The sequence below is a fragment of the Maribacter sp. IgM3_T14_3 genome (assembly GCF_049603095.1).
Taxonomy (GTDB): Bacteria; Bacteroidota; Bacteroidia; order Flavobacteriales; family Flavobacteriaceae; genus Maribacter.
Genome location: NZ_CP187138.1, coordinates 2,765,155 through 2,782,239, shown reverse-complemented (window position 1 = coordinate 2,782,239; position 17,085 = coordinate 2,765,155). Strand labels below are relative to the sequence as shown.

Annotated in this window: 13 protein-coding genes; all 13 read left to right on the top strand. The window is 31.4% G+C overall.

The genetic code is table 11. From position 1 onward, the window contains the following. Positions 1 to 94 precede the first annotated feature (94 nt). A complete protein-coding gene (locus tag ACPF9A_RS12410; RefSeq protein WP_423997338.1) occupies positions 95 to 2,365 on the top strand; it encodes a GumC family protein in 2,271 nt (756 codons plus the stop codon). A gap of 104 nt (positions 2,366 to 2,469) precedes the next feature. Next, positions 2,470 to 3,843 carry a lipopolysaccharide biosynthesis protein gene (locus tag ACPF9A_RS12405; RefSeq protein WP_423997336.1) on the top strand — a complete coding sequence of 458 codons (1,374 nt, stop codon included), beginning with the start codon at positions 2,470 to 2,472 and terminating at the stop codon, positions 3,841 to 3,843. 1 nt (position 3,844) lies between these two features. After that, the gene (locus tag ACPF9A_RS12400; protein WP_423997334.1) at positions 3,845 to 4,882 is read left to right on the top strand and encodes a CgeB family protein; all 1,038 of its coding nucleotides are present in this window, start codon (positions 3,845 to 3,847) and stop codon (positions 4,880 to 4,882) included. A 211-nt stretch (positions 4,883 to 5,093) separates the two neighbouring features. After that, positions 5,094 to 6,449, top strand: a complete 1,356-nt coding sequence (locus ACPF9A_RS12395; RefSeq protein WP_423997332.1) for a hypothetical protein — start codon at positions 5,094 to 5,096, stop codon at positions 6,447 to 6,449. Positions 6,450 to 6,538: 89 nt separating this feature from the next. Beyond that, positions 6,539 to 7,660, top strand: coding sequence for a glycosyltransferase (locus ACPF9A_RS12390; protein WP_423997330.1), 1,122 nt, complete (start codon positions 6,539 to 6,541; stop codon positions 7,658 to 7,660). 393 nt (positions 7,661 to 8,053) lie between these two features. After that, positions 8,054 to 9,313 carry a WcaI family glycosyltransferase gene (locus tag ACPF9A_RS12385; protein WP_073242142.1) on the top strand — a complete coding sequence of 420 codons (1,260 nt, stop codon included), beginning with the start codon at positions 8,054 to 8,056 and terminating at the stop codon, positions 9,311 to 9,313. A 103-nt stretch (positions 9,314 to 9,416) separates the two neighbouring features. Then, the gene (locus ACPF9A_RS12380; protein WP_423997327.1) at positions 9,417 to 10,787 is read left to right on the top strand and encodes a phenylacetate--CoA ligase family protein; all 1,371 of its coding nucleotides are present in this window, start codon (positions 9,417 to 9,419) and stop codon (positions 10,785 to 10,787) included. A 10-nt stretch (positions 10,788 to 10,797) separates the two neighbouring features. Continuing rightward, the gene (locus tag ACPF9A_RS12375) at positions 10,798 to 11,787 is read left to right on the top strand and encodes a glycosyltransferase family 4 protein (RefSeq protein WP_423997325.1); all 990 of its coding nucleotides are present in this window, start codon (positions 10,798 to 10,800) and stop codon (positions 11,785 to 11,787) included. After that, positions 11,784 to 12,956 carry a glycosyltransferase gene (locus ACPF9A_RS12370; protein WP_423997323.1) on the top strand — a complete coding sequence of 391 codons (1,173 nt, stop codon included), beginning with the start codon at positions 11,784 to 11,786 and terminating at the stop codon, positions 12,954 to 12,956. The genes ACPF9A_RS12375 and ACPF9A_RS12370 overlap by 4 nt, the downstream gene beginning before the upstream one ends. Positions 12,957 to 12,961: 5 nt before the next feature. Next, positions 12,962 to 13,747, top strand: coding sequence for a glycosyltransferase family 2 protein (locus tag ACPF9A_RS12365; protein WP_423997321.1), 786 nt, complete (start codon positions 12,962 to 12,964; stop codon positions 13,745 to 13,747). 19 nt (positions 13,748 to 13,766) lie between these two features. Further along, a complete protein-coding gene (locus ACPF9A_RS12360; protein WP_423997319.1) occupies positions 13,767 to 14,318 on the top strand; it encodes a putative colanic acid biosynthesis acetyltransferase in 552 nt (183 codons plus the stop codon). Then, positions 14,318 to 15,223: a glycosyltransferase family 2 protein gene (locus ACPF9A_RS12355; protein WP_423997317.1), complete on the top strand. Its 906-nt coding sequence runs from the start codon at positions 14,318 to 14,320 to the stop codon at positions 15,221 to 15,223. The genes ACPF9A_RS12360 and ACPF9A_RS12355 overlap by 1 nt, the downstream gene beginning before the upstream one ends. 153 nt (positions 15,224 to 15,376) lie before the next feature. Next, positions 15,377 to 16,984: a c-type cytochrome gene (locus tag ACPF9A_RS12350; RefSeq protein ID WP_423997315.1), complete on the top strand. Its 1,608-nt coding sequence runs from the start codon at positions 15,377 to 15,379 to the stop codon at positions 16,982 to 16,984. Positions 16,985 to 17,085 lie beyond the last annotated feature (101 nt).

The window sequence follows — 17,085 nt, the reverse complement described above, 5'->3', positions numbered from 1 at the left end:
AATCCTAAAATTCATTATTGAAAATTAAGAACTAGTAAAAGCTGTATAATAGTTTACCTAACTATTATATAGCTAACAAAAAATAAAGTGATATATGGAACAATGGAACATTAGAAGTTTATTCTTAAAATATAATAAATATTGGTCTTTTTTTACTATTGGCGTATTATTCTCTGTTTTAACAGTCTTCATGTTCATAAGGTATTGGGCACAAACAGAATACGAAATACAAGGTAAAATACTTATTAAAAATACTGAGTCTAGACAGGGAATTATTGAAAACAATAATTTTGGTAAGTTTGGACTAATAAAAACTGCCAATAGCCTTGAAGACGAAATTGGTATTCTGACCTCTACCGTAGTCATGGAAGAGGTTGTAACAAAAAACACATTTAATATAACGTATTTTAAAAAAGGTAATATACGAGATATAGAGATTTACGGTAAGGATGTCCCAGTTCGTATTTTAGTAGATGAAACGACCGATAGTTTAGCATATGGCCTGCAAATTTCTCTGAATATCATAGATTCGGAAACCTTTGAATTAAGTACAAAATACAAAAATAATGAGTTGTATTCCAAACATGATTTTGGAGAGTTAATAACATTACCTTACGGCACATTCACTATTGTATTAAAACCTAAATTCATCGATATTACGAATTTAGAACCACTCTATTTCGTGGTTGGAAAAAAGAAAGATTTCATTACTAATTTTCTCCAAAATTTAAGTGTACATCCAGACAATGAAACTGGTAGTCTTTTAAATGTAAATTTCATTGCTGGTCATCAGAAAAAAGGAGAAGACATTCTTTTAGAACTAATCGAAACTTACATAGATAAAACAATTAAGTATGAAAATGAATTAGCCGAGAACACTATAAAGATGATAGATGAGAGGTTAAAACTCTTATCTGGAGAAATTGAAGATGTAGAAACTTCAGTCGCAGATTTTAAATCTGAAAATGTCGTAACCGATGTAGCAAGAAATGCCGATAGTTACGTTCAACAATCCAACGAATACAAAAAACAAGTGGCAGAATATCAAACCCAAATTAATGTATTGGAAAATATTGAAATGTCATTACTGGGAAGAACAACAGAATCTACTATCGGCGGGTCATTTTCTATAAACAATAGCAGCCTGACCAGCTTAATTAACATCTACAACGCTACCTTATTGGAACGCAATCAATTATCACAATCGGCCGTAACCTCCAATCCTGTTCTAGTGAATCTAAATGATAAACTGAACAACTTACGAGAATCTATTTTACAGAATATTAGAAGTGTCAAAAATGGTTATTCAATAGCACGACAAAATCTATTAAGTAACGCAAGTCGATATGATGCGCAAATTGCGAGAGTTCCAGGAATGGAAAAGAAATTATTAGAAATAAGCCGAGATAAAAGTACTAAAGAAGGCTTATACCTATTTTTATTACAAAAACGGGAAGAAGAAGTACTATCACTTGCTACACCAGTTTCATCTACAAGAATTGTCAGCTATCCTCAAGCCGGAAAATTTCCAATAAGTCCCAACAAGAAAATTCTATATCTCACCGGACTATTATTTGGTTTCTTAGTACCCTTTTCAATGATTTTTATCAAAGATGCTTGGGACAACAAAGTTACTTCAGTTGAGGATCTCACAACAGATTTATCAGTACCTTTTCTTGGAGAAATTTCTAGAAGTAAGAAAAAAGGAATTCTAATACATAATAGTGGTAGAGCTACATCGCCCACTGCTGAACTCTTTCAACTATTACACTTTAATCTAGATTATCTTAAAAAAACAGAAAAAAATCAGACGCTATTAGTTACTTCTACCTCAAAAGGCGAAGGAAAAACTTTTATATCTTCCAACTTAGCGGTTACTTTAGAATCCATAGGAGAAAAAGTGATACTACTAGCATTTGATTTACGAGAACCTCAATTAATGGCTGATTTCAACTTAGACAACTCTCCTGGTATTTCTGACTTTATAATAAAAAAAGGAATAGAAATTAATGAAATTATTCAAAAACATCCTACGCTAGAAAATTTATCGCTAATTGGTTCAGGAGTGGTATCCTCAAATATTGGACGCCTAATGCTGAGCAAACGAATAGACATATTATTTAAAACCCTAAAAGAAGACTACGACCGTATTATTATAGACACACCGCCAATTGGTTTAGTATCTGATGCCTTTGCCTTAAATAAATATATTGATAGTACCATATATGTTGTTAGAAAAGATGTAACCAATAAAGAACATTTAAAAACTATAGAAACAATTTATAAAAATGAGAAATTAAAAAACACTATGATATTGCTTAATGACACTAAGGAAGGACAATCTTATGGTTATGACCACCATTAATAAATGAGAGTTAAATAATCTAATTTTATAACATGTACTATATAAATTATAATTCTCAGCAGTCTATTTCTAAAGCTATTTTAGGTATAGAAAAACAAATCTAAATGTCATTAAAAATAAGACTCCTAAAAAACGGTATTGCGTCTGTTCTTCAAAAAGGTATACGTATTCTAGATCAATTACTGTTAGTACCTTTTTTTATTACCTCTTGGGGTTCTGCATATTATGGAGAATGGTTGACACTTACCATAATACCAAGTGTTATAGCCTTCTCTGATCTGGGGTTTGGTACTGCAGCCGCCAATAGTTTTGTACTTAGCTATGCAGCGGGTGATAAGCAAAAAGCTGCCGATATTAGTAAAACAGGAATGTATGTTATTACGGGAATGATTATAGCCGCAATGGTATTGAGTTTTGTAGGTATTTCAATTTTAGACCATTTCCATATTTTTGAAAAGTCATTAATACAAAGTCAAGATGCCAAAATAGCAGTATCAATTCTTATATTCGTAAGATTATTAAATTTTTACGATCAACTAATTGAATCGTATTTCAGATCTGCCCAAAAAGCGGCATTGAACATAAATTTTTTGACGATAAAATCAACTTTAAATTTATTGGCAGGTTTATGTATTTTGCTTTTAGGATATGGAGTAGTAGAATTTGCACTTTCACAGCTTATGGTTACTATTCTCTTTAATATTTTTTATTGGATAAAAGGAACACAAATTTTAGGTTTGTTTAAAACATTTCAAGGAAAAAAAGATTCATATATTTTAAGGGATATTACTAAAAAAGGTCTTGGCTACCTAATGTCACCTGTGTGGCAGGTTATTTACTTTCAAGGAACGACTTTTGTTGTCCGCATCGTTTTAGGACCAGAAGCCGTTGCCGCATTTAATACTGTTAGAACCTTGAGTCGATCCCTCAACCAATTATTGTTTATGGTAAAAACAGCTGTTTTTCCAGAACTACAATTTGAAATTGGAAAAGGTAATTGGAAAACAGCACAAAGGGTATTTCGAGTTTCAATACTTGGTATTTTATCCCTTTCTATTTTGGGCTTTATTTTGTTAGCATTATTTGGATTATGGTTCTATAATATATGGACACAAAATGAATTGGAAATACCAAAAACTATGTGGTACATCTTTACAGCTGGCATGGTTTTCAATGCACTTTGGTGGACCGCAGAAATGGTTTTTGGTGTTGTGAACAAGCCATATAAAATGGCATTATACGGAGTAATTGTTGCAATAATATCTGTTTTGCTATCATATGTTTTATCGAAACAATATGGTTTAGTTGGTGCTGCAATAGGCAGTATTTCCCTAGATTTTATTTTAGTGTTATTAGTAATTCCTTATGCATGTAGATTAATGCAAATGTCAGTAAAAGATTTGTTTTTAAAAGGTTTGCAAGAATTACAAGAACTTCTATCTCAGATAAACTATAAATTTCAAGAATTCAAAAACTAAAATGAAGATTTTATCTATTGGTTGGTTCAGAAGTTTAAGTAGTACATCATTACATAGACATTGGGCATTACAAAATAATTCAGATACTATAGATAAAATTGAAACTGGATTGCCAAAGATCAATTTGTGGCATAGAATAGCTTATCATTTATTTCAAAAAGGTATTCCGATAAAGCTTCCCGATAATACCAATGCAAATAAAAAAATCAAAGAATTAGTATCTCAAAATGCATACGATATAGTTTGGATAGATAAGGGGGTAACAATTAACAAATCTACCTTAACCTTTATAAAATGTAAATCTCCAAAAACCAGGGTTATAAGTTACTCACCGGATAATATGGTCTTGCGCCATAATCAAAGTCTAAACTATCTTCAATGTATTCCACATTACGATTATATTTTTACTAATAAATCATACATTTTAAATGAGATGAAAAATCTCGGAGCAAAAAACATAAAGTTTATAGATAATATGTATGAAGATTCTTTTCACTACCCTAGAAAATTAGCTGATATCGATATAAAAAGGTTAGGTGGAGAAGTAGGATTTGTAGGGTCATGGGAAAAAGAACGATGTGAAAGTATTCTGTTTCTTGTTAAAAATAATATCCCAGTTAAAGTATTTGGAGACGGCAAATGGAATGATTATAAAGGTACTTCACCATATTTAACAATATTACCGGCCATTTTTTCAGAAGATTATTCAAAAGCTTTACAAGCCTTTAAAATATCACTATGCTTTTTACGTAAAAAAAACTTTGACCAACAAACTACTAGAACAATGGAAATTCCTGCTTGTGGCGGTTTTATGTTAGCAGAACGCACAAATGAGCATTTGAATCTTTTTGAAGAAGGGAAGGAAGCTGTCTATTTTTCATCTAACAAAGAACTCTTAAAGCACTGTAAATATTATTTAATTAATGAAGATGAACGAAAAAAAATTACCGAGGCAGGTTTGAAAAGATGTCAAACATCTGGCTACTCCAATAATAAAAGCATTAAAAAAATGCTTGACATCATTAAAGTAAATGAATAAAACATCAATTCATGTTTTAACCAATTTTAAAATTGGCCTAAGGTGGTTTTTAATAATCGGTATTCTGATAGAATTATTAATTTTTCCGTCCTTGGCAAACCTTTATGGTTGTATTATGGCCGTAATTAGTTTCAGCATTTTTTCCCATTTTTTGCAAGAAAAGTATATTCGTTTTTTCCCATTTGCCTTTTTAATGTATTTGTCAATGTTTATGTACAGGTATTTACCATTGATAGGAACATTAATAGAAGGTAAGCCAATATCTTATGGATTTGAGCGCCCTTTCGAAACTTTTTTATATGAAATAATTTTATTTTTAATTTCATCCTCGGCATTCTATTTGACATGCCAGAATTCATCTAAAAAACTTAAAAATAATGTTATACAGGAAACCCTTTATAAACTACGTTTTTTCGAAATCACACCTGCAATAATTTGGGGACTTGGGATTATTGGTTTAATGATAAGAATTTACAACTTTAGCGCAGGCGGTGTGGAGTACGGAAATGTAACCGGTAAGTTTTTAGAAGGACTAGACTATTTAATGTATGCCCCATTATGTTTATTTTTCCCTTCTCTATTACATATAAAGTTTACTCATCTAAAAAGTATTCTAATATACACTGGTATTATTTTCATAATAAACATTGCGTCTAACAGTAGAGAAAGTATTATTAGTCCTATCGCAATAATGGCTATTCTTACTTTTTTATACGTAGTCTTAAATGACATTAAAATTTACAACTATTTATCTCCCTTTAAAACAATTTGCTTTGGTATTACCTTATGGTTCATAATTGGCCTTCTATCTAATGTTTCTTTAGCCATGCTGCATACAAGAAAAGTGAGAGCCAAGGTAGATAAGTTAGAGCTATTTGAACAAACTGTAAACACATTGCAGAACGAATCATTAATGAATCGAATAAAATCGGCCAAATTCAAAAAAAAAGATAAAAATTCCACTAAATATAATGAAGGCTGGACAGAAGATTACCTTGATAATTTCATGATGGCTAGATATGCCAATTTAAGAATTACAGATGAGACCTTATATTATGCCGAAAAAAAAGGTTATTCGAATCCATTAATGCGAGAGTTATTTAAAACTAATCTTTTATCATTATTTCCAACTCCGGTTTTACGTTTTTTAAACATTCATATCGATAAAAGCAAAATGGAGTTCTCGCGAGGAGATTTTTTATATGGTTCTGGTTTCGGCGGCTATCGAATAACAAGTCATATAGGAGATGGTTTAGCTACCTTCGGATTCTGGTATTTCCCAATACAATTTATTGTATTCTTCATTATTTTCAAACTACTTAATTCCTTTGTCTTTTTCGACGAAAAAGGTTTACAATATGCTCCTTTTGCACTTATGAATGTATTTATATTTTTAGGTATGTTTAGAAATGCAAATGGTATAACAAGAGATTTCAGTTATATCATAAGAGGCTATTTGGAAGGCATATTTACATATCTCATAATTTTTCACATAGTAAGATTGGCTATAAATTTAATTTCTGCCAATAGTTCAAATAGAAGAGAATTAGGCTGTAAAAAGAACTAAATTAATTAAGGTTACTTACTATTTAAAAATTCAAATTGAAGTTGAAAATTATACTCTTAATTCATCACGAGAACACCTTAGGTTATAGTATGAAAAGGTATGAAAATTTTATACGTGAAGGGATGTGTAAAAAGGGGCATAATATTGAAGTCTGGGGTCCAAAACTTTATCTATCAAAATATAAATTTCCTGAGGGTATTAATAAGTGGTTAAGATATATAGATCAATACATAATATTTCCAATATACTTCAAAAAGAAAAGTAAAGTCTTGGATAAAAATGTATTATTTGTTTTAATTGACCAAGCATTAAGTATGTGGATGCCACTGATTCGAAAAAAAAAACATATTGTACATTGCCATGATTTTATCGCATTAAAATCCGCATTGGGCACTATAAAGGAAAACCCAACAAGTACTTCGGGAAAAATATACCAAAAACTAATTCTTAGAGGTCTATCTATGGCTGATAATTTTGTATGTATCTCCAATAACACCAAAAAGGATTTATTATTTTTTTTAAAGAAAAAACCTATACGTGTTGAACAAGTATACAATGCATTAGATTCAATATTTGTACCCGGTAATATGGAAAATGCGAGAGTCGTTGTAGGAAAGCATCTGAGATTAGATTTAAAGCATGGTTATGTATTACATGTTGGGGGTAATACTTTTTACAAAAACAGAATTGGGGTTATTACACTATACAACGCCTGGAGAGACATTTCTGAAAAAGTTTTACCGTTAATAATGATTGGTTATAAACCATCAACTAATATAAGAGCTTATTATGAACGGTCCCCCTACAAAGAAGATATCTATTTTATAGAAGACGCCAATGATAATCTTTTATCTTATGCGTATCAAGGAGCGAGTGTATTTGTCTTTCCATCATTAGAAGAAGGCTTTGGCTTTCCTATTATTGAAGCTATGGCAGCCGGCTGCCCTGTCATTACAACAAATAAAGCTCCAATGAATGAAGTTGGAGGTAGTGCCGCAATATATTTAAAACGTAGTCCAAATCATAAAAAATTACTTTTTTGGGCACTTCAATCCGCTAAGGTTCTTGAAGACACACTTCAATTGAACGATGAAGAGCGAAGTAATTTAATTCATAAAGGGCTAGATAACATCAGTAAGTTTGACCAGAGCATTATACTAAATCATCTTGAAGAGATTTATATAGATGTTTTGGGCAATAAGGTTGCTTGACCTTCAATTAATGAATAATAGAATAGAAGCAATTAAGCATAATTAGAAATATTATCTAACGTTCAATTAGAATACACTCTAAGGTTTCTAAAACCTATAATTTTTAATTTTTATTTCAACATTATTACCATGTAAACTTCCCCCGTGTTCTCCCATTATTTTTAAATGACAAATGCGAGCCTTTTGAGACCGCATATAACTCATTTAAAAACATTTTGATCTGTAAGATTGCCTTAAAATCAACTTGAGCATATTGTTATAACATAAATAGCACATTCTCTCCATACCAAAAATACTTGAAATATGGCCTGATGGATAATGAAAGCTAAAAATAGTTTTAACTCAGACTTATAAGATTTGGTTAATTAAATAACGCTTAAAAACGAACACGAAATGGAACTAAAAAACACTAAACGTATTTTATTCATTGGGTATAATTTTTCACCCGAATTGACCGGAATAGGCAAATATTCTGGAGAAATGATGCATTGGTTGGCTCAAGAAGGACACCATTGTTGTGTATTTACCGCATATCCATATTATCCTTATTGGAAAGTTCAGGAACCTTATCGAAAAAATAGATTTTGGTATAAGAAAGAAACCAAACATTACGAATCAGGTGGTAGGTTAAATATTATTAGATGTCCTATGTACGTACCTAATAAACCAAATGGCTTAAAACGTATGCTTTTAGACACCTCTTTTTCAATATCGGCACTTTTGGGTAGTACCCCTATTCTATTTCAAAAGAAATTCGATTGGGTTATTACGGTCGCACCTTCTTTTCAACTAGGATTAATTGGTGTATTTCAAAAAAAGATTCGAGGTGCCAAACATTTATATCACATTCAGGATATGCAAATTGAAGCTGCTCAAGACTTGGGAATAATTAAGTCTAATAATTTATTGAAAATGTTATATAAAGTAGAACATTATATATTTCAAAATACAGACGTTATAAGTAGTATTTCTGAAGGAATGATTGATCGAATAGGTAAAAAAGCCCATAAGCCTATAAGTCTCTTTCCTAATTGGACAGAAACAAATAACTTTTTTCCAATAAAGGAAAAGGGTCTATTAAAAGAGAAGTTCGGTTTTAAATTGAGTGATTACGTAGTGTTATATTCTGGTGCAATCGGCGAAAAACAAGGACTAGAAGCTATACTAGAAACTGCAAAAGCACTAAACGCTCATCGCAATCTTCAATTTATAATTTGCGGTACAGGACCTTACAAAGAAATTCTAAAAAACAAAGCCGAACTTATGGAATTAGATAATGTAAGTTTTATGCCATTACAGCCTAAAGAAGAATTTAATACCTTTTTAAACATGGCAGATATGCATTTAATTATTCAAAAAGAAAAAGCTAGTGATTTGGTCATGCCATCCAAACTTACTACTATTTTGGCCGTAGGAGGCTTAGCACTAATTACCGCAAATGCCAAATCTACATTACACAAAGTGGTCTGTAAATATCGTATGGGGCTTTTAGTATCTGCGGAAAATCAAGAAGCTTTAAACACCGGTATTTTAGAGGCATATCTTAATACAAACAACCATAATATAAAACAAGCTGCAAGAACCTATGCCGAAGAACATTTGGCTATTGACAACATTATGCACTCCTTTAACAATCGACTTTTACACGAATAAAATAGTGACATTAAACCCATTAATAAATGAAATACCTAGGCTTTAGAAATAATATCCAGTTAAATTATAGTTGATTAGAATTTAAATATTAACTAAAACGTTTATGCAAATTACACCCCCTAAAAATGTATTAACAGCACGTGGCAGTTTTTCAAAATTGATATTTTTATTGAAGACAAAAATTCTACGTCCCAAGCTAGATCGATTACATAGGAAAACAGATGATGCGCTGAAGAATCAAAATATTTCAAGTATCAATATTAAAAAGCGTAATGCAATTTTTCAACATGCAAAAGAACATTCTGATTTCTACAAAAAGAAATATGCAAAATTAAAAATCAATATAACAGGTAATCTAACACCTGAAGAATTTTTAAAAATACCACCCTTAACCAGAGAAGAAATACGTAATAATTTTCATTCTATAAAGGTAAATAATGTATCACCATCTTATTGTGATAAGGTTAGCACATCTGGCAGTACCAGCCTTCCTGTTTCGGTAATTCATGACAATAGACATCCAGAAACACCAATTAGATGGCGTATTTTAAGTTGGTGGGGCATTAACCCATGGGAAAACCAAGCATTTATTTATCGTTTTAAAAAGTCATTTTTTAAACAAACACTTAACACAATTCTATGGTGGCCTACTAAAAGAATTTTCTTGGCGGCAGCTAATCCCCAGAAAAAACAGCTAGAAAAATATGTTAGGGATTTTAATAGAATTAAGCCTACTTTATTACAAGGATATGTAGATGTTGTTTTCGAATTTGCCTTGTATTTATTAGATAACAATATAAAAATACATGCTCCCAAAATGGTATGGGTAACATCTGCACCATTATTTGAAGAACAAAGAACACTAATGGAAAAAGCCTTTGGTGCACCTGTATGCGATCAATATGGAAATACCGAAATAATGTTGATTGCCGCAGAATGCCCAAATAAAGAAGGACTACACATTATGCAAGACACTGTTCATGTTGAATTTGTAGATGAATTTAATCAGCCAGTACCACCGAATACAACAGGTAAAATTTTGTTGACAGATTTAACGAACTATGCTTTTCCATTAATACGTTATGAAATTGGTGATGAAGGTCAATACAAAGAATTGAATTGTACTTGTGGCAACCCTTTACCTTTAATGAATAATGTACATGGGCGACAGTCGACTCATATTATCACACCTTCTGGACTTCATATTAAAGGAGAGCATATAATAGCTATGTTCAATAAACATATGGGTATGTTTAAAGAACTCCAATTAATTCAACAAGCTGACTTCTCCGTATCAATATATTTTGTGCCTAGAAGAAAAGATGGTTGTAAAATTAGCGCAGAAAAAATGGTGGATTTATTAAAAAAACGATCTCGTTCTGAAATTAAAATTCAATATACAAAAACCGATAAAATACGTCAAGTAGGGAACAAAATCCCATTAATTATTAGTAATGTAACATCTAATATTTAAAAAAATTACGATGAAAATCAACTATTTCTTTAGAAACCCAAAGGTAGGTCATTCCATACATCGAGTATTCAGAACATTAATCAAAGAGTTGGATACCACATTAGAAATAACCATTTATGAAGTTTCTTGCGTAGGCTCTATGCCAATAGACGTTCTCAAAAACAATATTTTTACTTATAAAAAAAAGAATAAACACGCCATACATCATATTACAGGACATATTCATGATGTATTACTAGCTTTAATTGGCGTTAAAACCGTATTAACTATACATGATCTTGTATTCTTAGACAATGTAAAAAACCCCTTTAAACGTTGCTACAAATGGTTGTTTTGGTTGTATTTACCATTAAAAATTGCCGATAAAGTAGTATGCATTTCTGAACAAACCAAACGAAATATCCTCAGTAAAATTAAAACCGACAAACTAGAAGTTATACACAACGCCGTTGACCCGATATTTAAATTTTCCAAGAAGTCGTTCAATCAAGAAAGACCGGTTATTCTACATATAGGCACAGGTTGGAATAAAAATTTAGACAAAACGATAAAAGCGCTAGAAGAAATACCCTGTCATCTTCGCATTATAGGTACTTTAAACGAGTTACAACTACAGCTTTTAAAAATGTATAACATAGATTATTCCAACAGGTTTAATCTTACGGACGAAGAAATAAGATTAGAGTATATTAATAGTGATATAATTAATTTTCCTTCATTATATGAAGGGTTTGGAATGCCCGTAATTGAAGGTCAACAAACCGGTCGAATAGTTATTACTTCAAAAATAGAGCCCATTATTGAAGTTGCTGGAAATGGAGCTGTATTTGTTGATCCAACTAGTGAAAAGTCAATTTCAAGAGCATATAAAAAGGTAATTACCGATAATGTGTATCGCTTGGATATTATTGAAAAAGGATTAGTGAACGCAAAAAGATTTTCTGTTAAGAACATAGCCAAACAATATGTTGAACTATATCAAAATTTAGCCAAAACATGAACATTCTACGTATTATTCCAAGTATGGATCCTAAACAGGGAGGACCTTGCCAAGGAATCAGAAACGCAATTCCCGAGCTACAAAAATCAAATGTTCATAACGAAGTAGTTTGTTTGGACAGCCCAAACGCAGATTATCTAGGTCAAGATATCTTTCCTATTCATACATTAGGTGAAGCTAAAACGCCTTGGAAATACAATAAAAAACTAATTCCATGGCTACTTGACAACTATAATAAATTTGATATTGTCATAATACATGGGCTATGGCTTTTTTCTAGTTACGCAGGTATCAAATCTATTTTAACACATAGAAAAAATCATAAAACATCACCAAAAGTATATGTTATGCCACATGGCATGTTAGACCCATATTTCCAAAAAGCAACAACACGCAAACTAAAAGCACTGCGGAATGATATTTACTGGAAATTAATTGAGAAAAAAGTAGTGAACAATGCAAATGGAATTTTATTTACCTGTGAAGAAGAGTTGCTATTGGCAAGGACTACCTTCCCCAACTACAATCCTAAAACAGAAATAAATGTTGGCTATGGTATTCAACCACCCCCAAAAAAGCATTCTTCAATGCGAAATGCTTTTTCAAAACAAGTACCCCAATGGAACGGGAAACCTCATATTATCTTTCTAAGTAGGGTACATCCTAAAAAAGGAGTTGATCTTTTGATCATGGCTTATTTAAAACTAGAAAAAGAAATACAAAACTTGCCCCAATTAATAATCGCCGGACCAGGTTTGGAAGAGTCTTATGGAATAGCGATGCAACAACTAGCCTCAACATCAAATAACATCATATTTCCGGGTATGTTAAAAGGGCTTTCTAAATGGGGGGCATTTTACGAAAGTGATGTCTTTATTCTTCCAAGCCATCAAGAAAATTTTGGTATCGCTGTTGTTGAAGCTTTGGCTTGTAGAAAACCTGTGCTTATAAGTAACAAGGTTAATATTTGGCGTGAAATAGAACAAGGTAATGCCGGTATTATTGAACAAGATACCATGATAGGCACGGAAGCTTTACTAAGAAAATGGTATGATTTCGATTTTCAAGTAAAAGAAAATTTTGCCCAATCTGCTATAAATGTTTACAAAGAATATTTCTCTATAGAAATGACTGCGAATACTTTTCTAAATGGTTTGCTAAAAAATTAACGACTATGAAAAAAATATCCATTATAACTATCTCCTATAATGAAGTGAAAACAATTGAAAAGACGATTCTTAGCTGTATAAATCAAACATATTTAAACCAAGAATATATTATAATAGATGGAGCTTCTAATGATGGAACTACAGATATAATAAATAAATACAATGAAAAGATAGATGTTTTTATTTCTGAACCTGATAAAGGATTGTACGATGCAATGAATAAAGGTTTAAGCCTATCTACGGGAGATTATGTGATCTTTATAAACAGTGGAGACTCTTTATTCAACAAGCACACACTATCTTCTATATTTGAAGATGTTAAAACCAAAGAGTCTGACTTCATTTATGGCAATGCCGTTGTAAAACAACATAATTCAAATGACCTAAACTACAAGAAAGCTAGAAACCACAAGTATTCATGGTATGGTATGTTTACAAATCATCAAGCCATGATATACTCACTCAAAATTATAAAAGAAAATAATTTATCTTTTGATCAACATAACTATCCTATTTCTGCTGATTATAAATTCACAATTGAATTTTTGAGCAAGGCATCAAATATTCAATACATCGATAATTGGATTTGCCTGTTCAACTTAGATGGAGTTTCCAGTGTAAATAAAAAACAGGGTCTAGCAGAAGCAAATAAGATTCGTAAAGAAATTTTAAATTATAGTTCAGTTAAGATTTGGATGATAGAAAAGTTAATTACTTCTTCTCATTTTATAGCCGAAAACTTAAAACCAGTTTATAATCTAATGAGATTTCAATCTTTAAAAGTTCAATAACAATCTAAAAGTATATTTAATGAATAGAATTGACATGTCTAAATATCATGATCCTTTTACATTAAAAAGTAGGATAAAAAGGGTTATTTGGTCTATTACTTATATTTTATTCTTTCGCTTCTTTTTTTTAAACATGTTTAGAACATGGAGAAACTTTATATTAAGATTGTTTGGTGCCAAAATAGGAAACAATAGTTTAGTATATGCAAGTGTAAAAATTTGGGCACCCTGGAACTTAGAAATGGGCTCGTTTAGTGCAATAGGTCGCAATGTAGATATCTATAACCAGGGCTTGGTCTGCATAGGGTCAAACACTATAATTTCTCAGAAAAGTTATATCTGCGCTAGTTCTCACTACCACACAACACCATCTTTAGAATGGTACGCAGCCCCTATATATATAAAAAATCAAGTTTGGGTCTGCGCAGATGCATTTATAGGCCCAGGGGTTATAATTGAAGATGGAGCCGTTGTTGGAGCAAGGTCGGCTGTGTTTAAGAAAGTAGATTCTTGGACAGTAGTTGGTGGAAATCCTGCAAAATTTATAAAAATCAGAGAAATAAAAAGCTAATGGATACCATTTCTACAATCATTCTAACTTATAATGAAGAAAAGCATATAGAACGCTGTATAAAAAATGCTCAAAAATTTTCTAAAGAAATCTTTTTGGTAGATTCATTTTCTACCGACAATACAATTCACATTGCAGAATCGTTAGGTGCAAAAGTATATCAAAATAAATGGGAAAATAATTATTCCAAACAGCTAAATTGGGGCTTGAACAACTTGCCAATTACTACCGAGTGGGTTTTTCGTCTAGATGCCGATGAATATTTAATGGCAGACTTGATTTCCGAAATCAATCGAAAACTACCACATTTAGAAAAAAATATATCAGGAATAGTATTCGAACGAAAAATGTATTTTCTTAATACATTAATGACCAAGGGTATGTTGCAAATGAATATGTTAAGGTTGTTTAAATATCGTCATGGTTTTTGTGAAGAGCGTTGGATGGATGAGCATATAGTATTGACAAAGGGAAAAAGCATTCATTTTGAAGGATACTTTGTAGACCATAACTTAAACCCCCTTGGTTGGTGGATTCAAAAACATGATGGATATTCTATTAGAGAGGCGATAGATTTATTAAATTTAGAATACAACTTTATAAAACCGAAATCTTCAGAAGCATTGCAATATGAGATGTCAAAAGACGCCTTGTCCAAACGAGACAAGAAAAAAAAATACGCTAATATGCCCCTCTTTTGGCGATCCTATATATATTTTATTTACCGTTATTTTTTAAAACTTGGCTTTACACAAGGTAAAGAAGGATTTTTATGGCATTTTTTACAAGGCTGGTGGTATAGAACCTTAGTAGATGCAAAAATTTATGAAATAAAAAAGCATTGCGGAGGCGATAAAGAAAAAATGAAGTTGTTTATACTTCAAAACTATCAAATAAGGCTTTAAATTTTAAAAAAATTCATCTATTTAATGATTTGTATGAATGGTAAATCAAAAAAAATAGCAATGCTATTTACTTTAGGCTTATTACTAATTCTTGTGTTTTATCCAAATCGAATAAATAGATATATAAATAGACAAATACGCATATACAACACAATGCCTAACAATGAATTAGATGGTGTTCTGTTCCAAAAAGTCAATTTAGACAAAACTATTAAAGGACAATTTACCAGTTTAACTATTGGACCTGACCACAAACTATATGCAAGTGAAATTAATGGAAGGATTTTACGGTTTAACATTCAGCCAACTGGAGAATTACAATTAGAACACACCTTTAAACCATATGGCGACTTATCAAAATTCACAATTGGTTTAGCTTTCGATCCCATATCCAGTCCCGACAGTTTAATTATTTGGACTTCAAATTCAGAAACCGATAGTGATTGGGTAAAGTTCTCAAATTCTTCAATGAATCAAGATAAAATAGATTGGGCTGGTAGTATAACACGTTTACAATTAAGTAGCGAAACAGATGAGGTCCTGAGAAATGAAATAATAATTAAAGGTTTGCCCCGTTTTGGTCCAAATCAAGAAAATTTTGCAAACTCTATTGTTTTTGACGAGAATGGTAAGCTATATTTTAGTCAAGGAGCCAACACAGGTATGGGATGGTGTGATTGTGAGAAAAAGCAAAAACCTTTTCAAGAGGCATCATTATCCGCTACTATATTAATTTTAGACACCAATAAATTACCAAATGAACTACCTCTAGATGTTAAAACAAAAGATGGTGGTGGCAATTATGACCCATATCAAAATAGTTCCCCATTAAAAATCTATGCTACAGGTGTAAGAAATGCATATGATTTAGTTTGGCATAGCAATGGTCAGTTATACACTACCATTAATGGTTCTGGAGGAAATGAAAACACACCAACCTCTAACCCAAAATCTCCCTACTACGTCCCGCCTCTATCATCAATAAACTATAAAGGGCCAAAAAATATTCCAGCGATTATAGGAGCTCAGCCTGATCAAAATGATTTCATGGTTCGTGTAGAGCAAGACGGTTACTATGGACACCCAAACCCTTTAAGAGCAGAATACGTTCTCAATCGAGGTGATATAGATGTTGAAAATTTTAAATATAACGGAATAGAAGCAGATACCAATTTTAGAGGATTTTCTTATGATTTTGGACCACACGTTGCCCCCACTGGAATTATTGAATATAAAAGCAAAACATTCAATGGAAAATTGCAAAATTGTATTCTAGTGACAAGAATGCAATACAATGATATTATTATTCTGAGACCTGGTGGATCAAAAAAGGATATAGTTCAAGATTATCTAGGTTCTGATATGGGTTTGGTTTTAGATGGCGGACCTTTAGATCTTATAGAAGATACTAAAAATGGTAATATTTATGTATCTGGTTTTAATAATTTGACCATTACATTATTTAAACCCATTAGAAAAGAAAACTATAAAATCTTATCATCAACCAATGAAGAATTTAATAAAAGATTAAAAACTGGAAAAACTATCTTCCAACAAAATTGTCAAACATGCCACGGAAAAGAGGGACAAGGAGCCATTGCACCTAATTTAATTAACGATAAAGAAGGAAAGGGAAAAGAAAATATAAAATCTATTATCAAAAATGGATCGGCAAACGGCGCTATGCCTGCTTGGAAAAATAAACTTTCAAATGACGAAATAATAGAAGTTTCCAACTATGTTCTATCATTGAAACAATAAAATAAAATATTTAAATTTTCCTTAAAAATCATAACTCTACAATTCGACTGATAATAGCAAAAAAAATACAAAGTATCAAGATTAATACCATTCAAGAAAAC

What these genes read in the sequence shown, in the direction of transcription:
- ACPF9A_RS12410 (WP_423997338.1), top strand. Translation starts at nt 95, where the DNA reads ATGGAACAATGGAACATTAGAAGTTTATTCTTAAAATATAATAAATAT.
- ACPF9A_RS12405 (WP_423997336.1), top strand. Translation starts at nt 2,470, where the DNA reads ATGTCATTAAAAATAAGACTCCTAAAAAACGGTATTGCGTCTGTTCTT.
- ACPF9A_RS12400 (WP_423997334.1), top strand. Translation starts at nt 3,845, where the DNA reads ATGAAGATTTTATCTATTGGTTGGTTCAGAAGTTTAAGTAGTACATCA.
- ACPF9A_RS12395 (WP_423997332.1), top strand. Translation starts at nt 5,094, where the DNA reads ATGTACAGGTATTTACCATTGATAGGAACATTAATAGAAGGTAAGCCA.
- ACPF9A_RS12390 (WP_423997330.1), top strand. Translation starts at nt 6,539, where the DNA reads ATGAAAAGGTATGAAAATTTTATACGTGAAGGGATGTGTAAAAAGGGG.
- ACPF9A_RS12385 (WP_073242142.1), top strand. Translation starts at nt 8,054, where the DNA reads ATGGAACTAAAAAACACTAAACGTATTTTATTCATTGGGTATAATTTT.
- ACPF9A_RS12380 (WP_423997327.1), top strand. Translation starts at nt 9,417, where the DNA reads ATGCAAATTACACCCCCTAAAAATGTATTAACAGCACGTGGCAGTTTT.
- ACPF9A_RS12375 (WP_423997325.1), top strand. Translation starts at nt 10,798, where the DNA reads ATGAAAATCAACTATTTCTTTAGAAACCCAAAGGTAGGTCATTCCATA.
- ACPF9A_RS12370 (WP_423997323.1), top strand. Translation starts at nt 11,784, where the DNA reads ATGAACATTCTACGTATTATTCCAAGTATGGATCCTAAACAGGGAGGA.
- ACPF9A_RS12365 (WP_423997321.1), top strand. Translation starts at nt 12,962, where the DNA reads ATGAAAAAAATATCCATTATAACTATCTCCTATAATGAAGTGAAAACA.
- ACPF9A_RS12360 (WP_423997319.1), top strand. Translation starts at nt 13,767, where the DNA reads ATGAATAGAATTGACATGTCTAAATATCATGATCCTTTTACATTAAAA.
- ACPF9A_RS12355 (WP_423997317.1), top strand. Translation starts at nt 14,318, where the DNA reads ATGGATACCATTTCTACAATCATTCTAACTTATAATGAAGAAAAGCAT.
- ACPF9A_RS12350 (WP_423997315.1), top strand. Translation starts at nt 15,377, where the DNA reads ATGCCTAACAATGAATTAGATGGTGTTCTGTTCCAAAAAGTCAATTTA.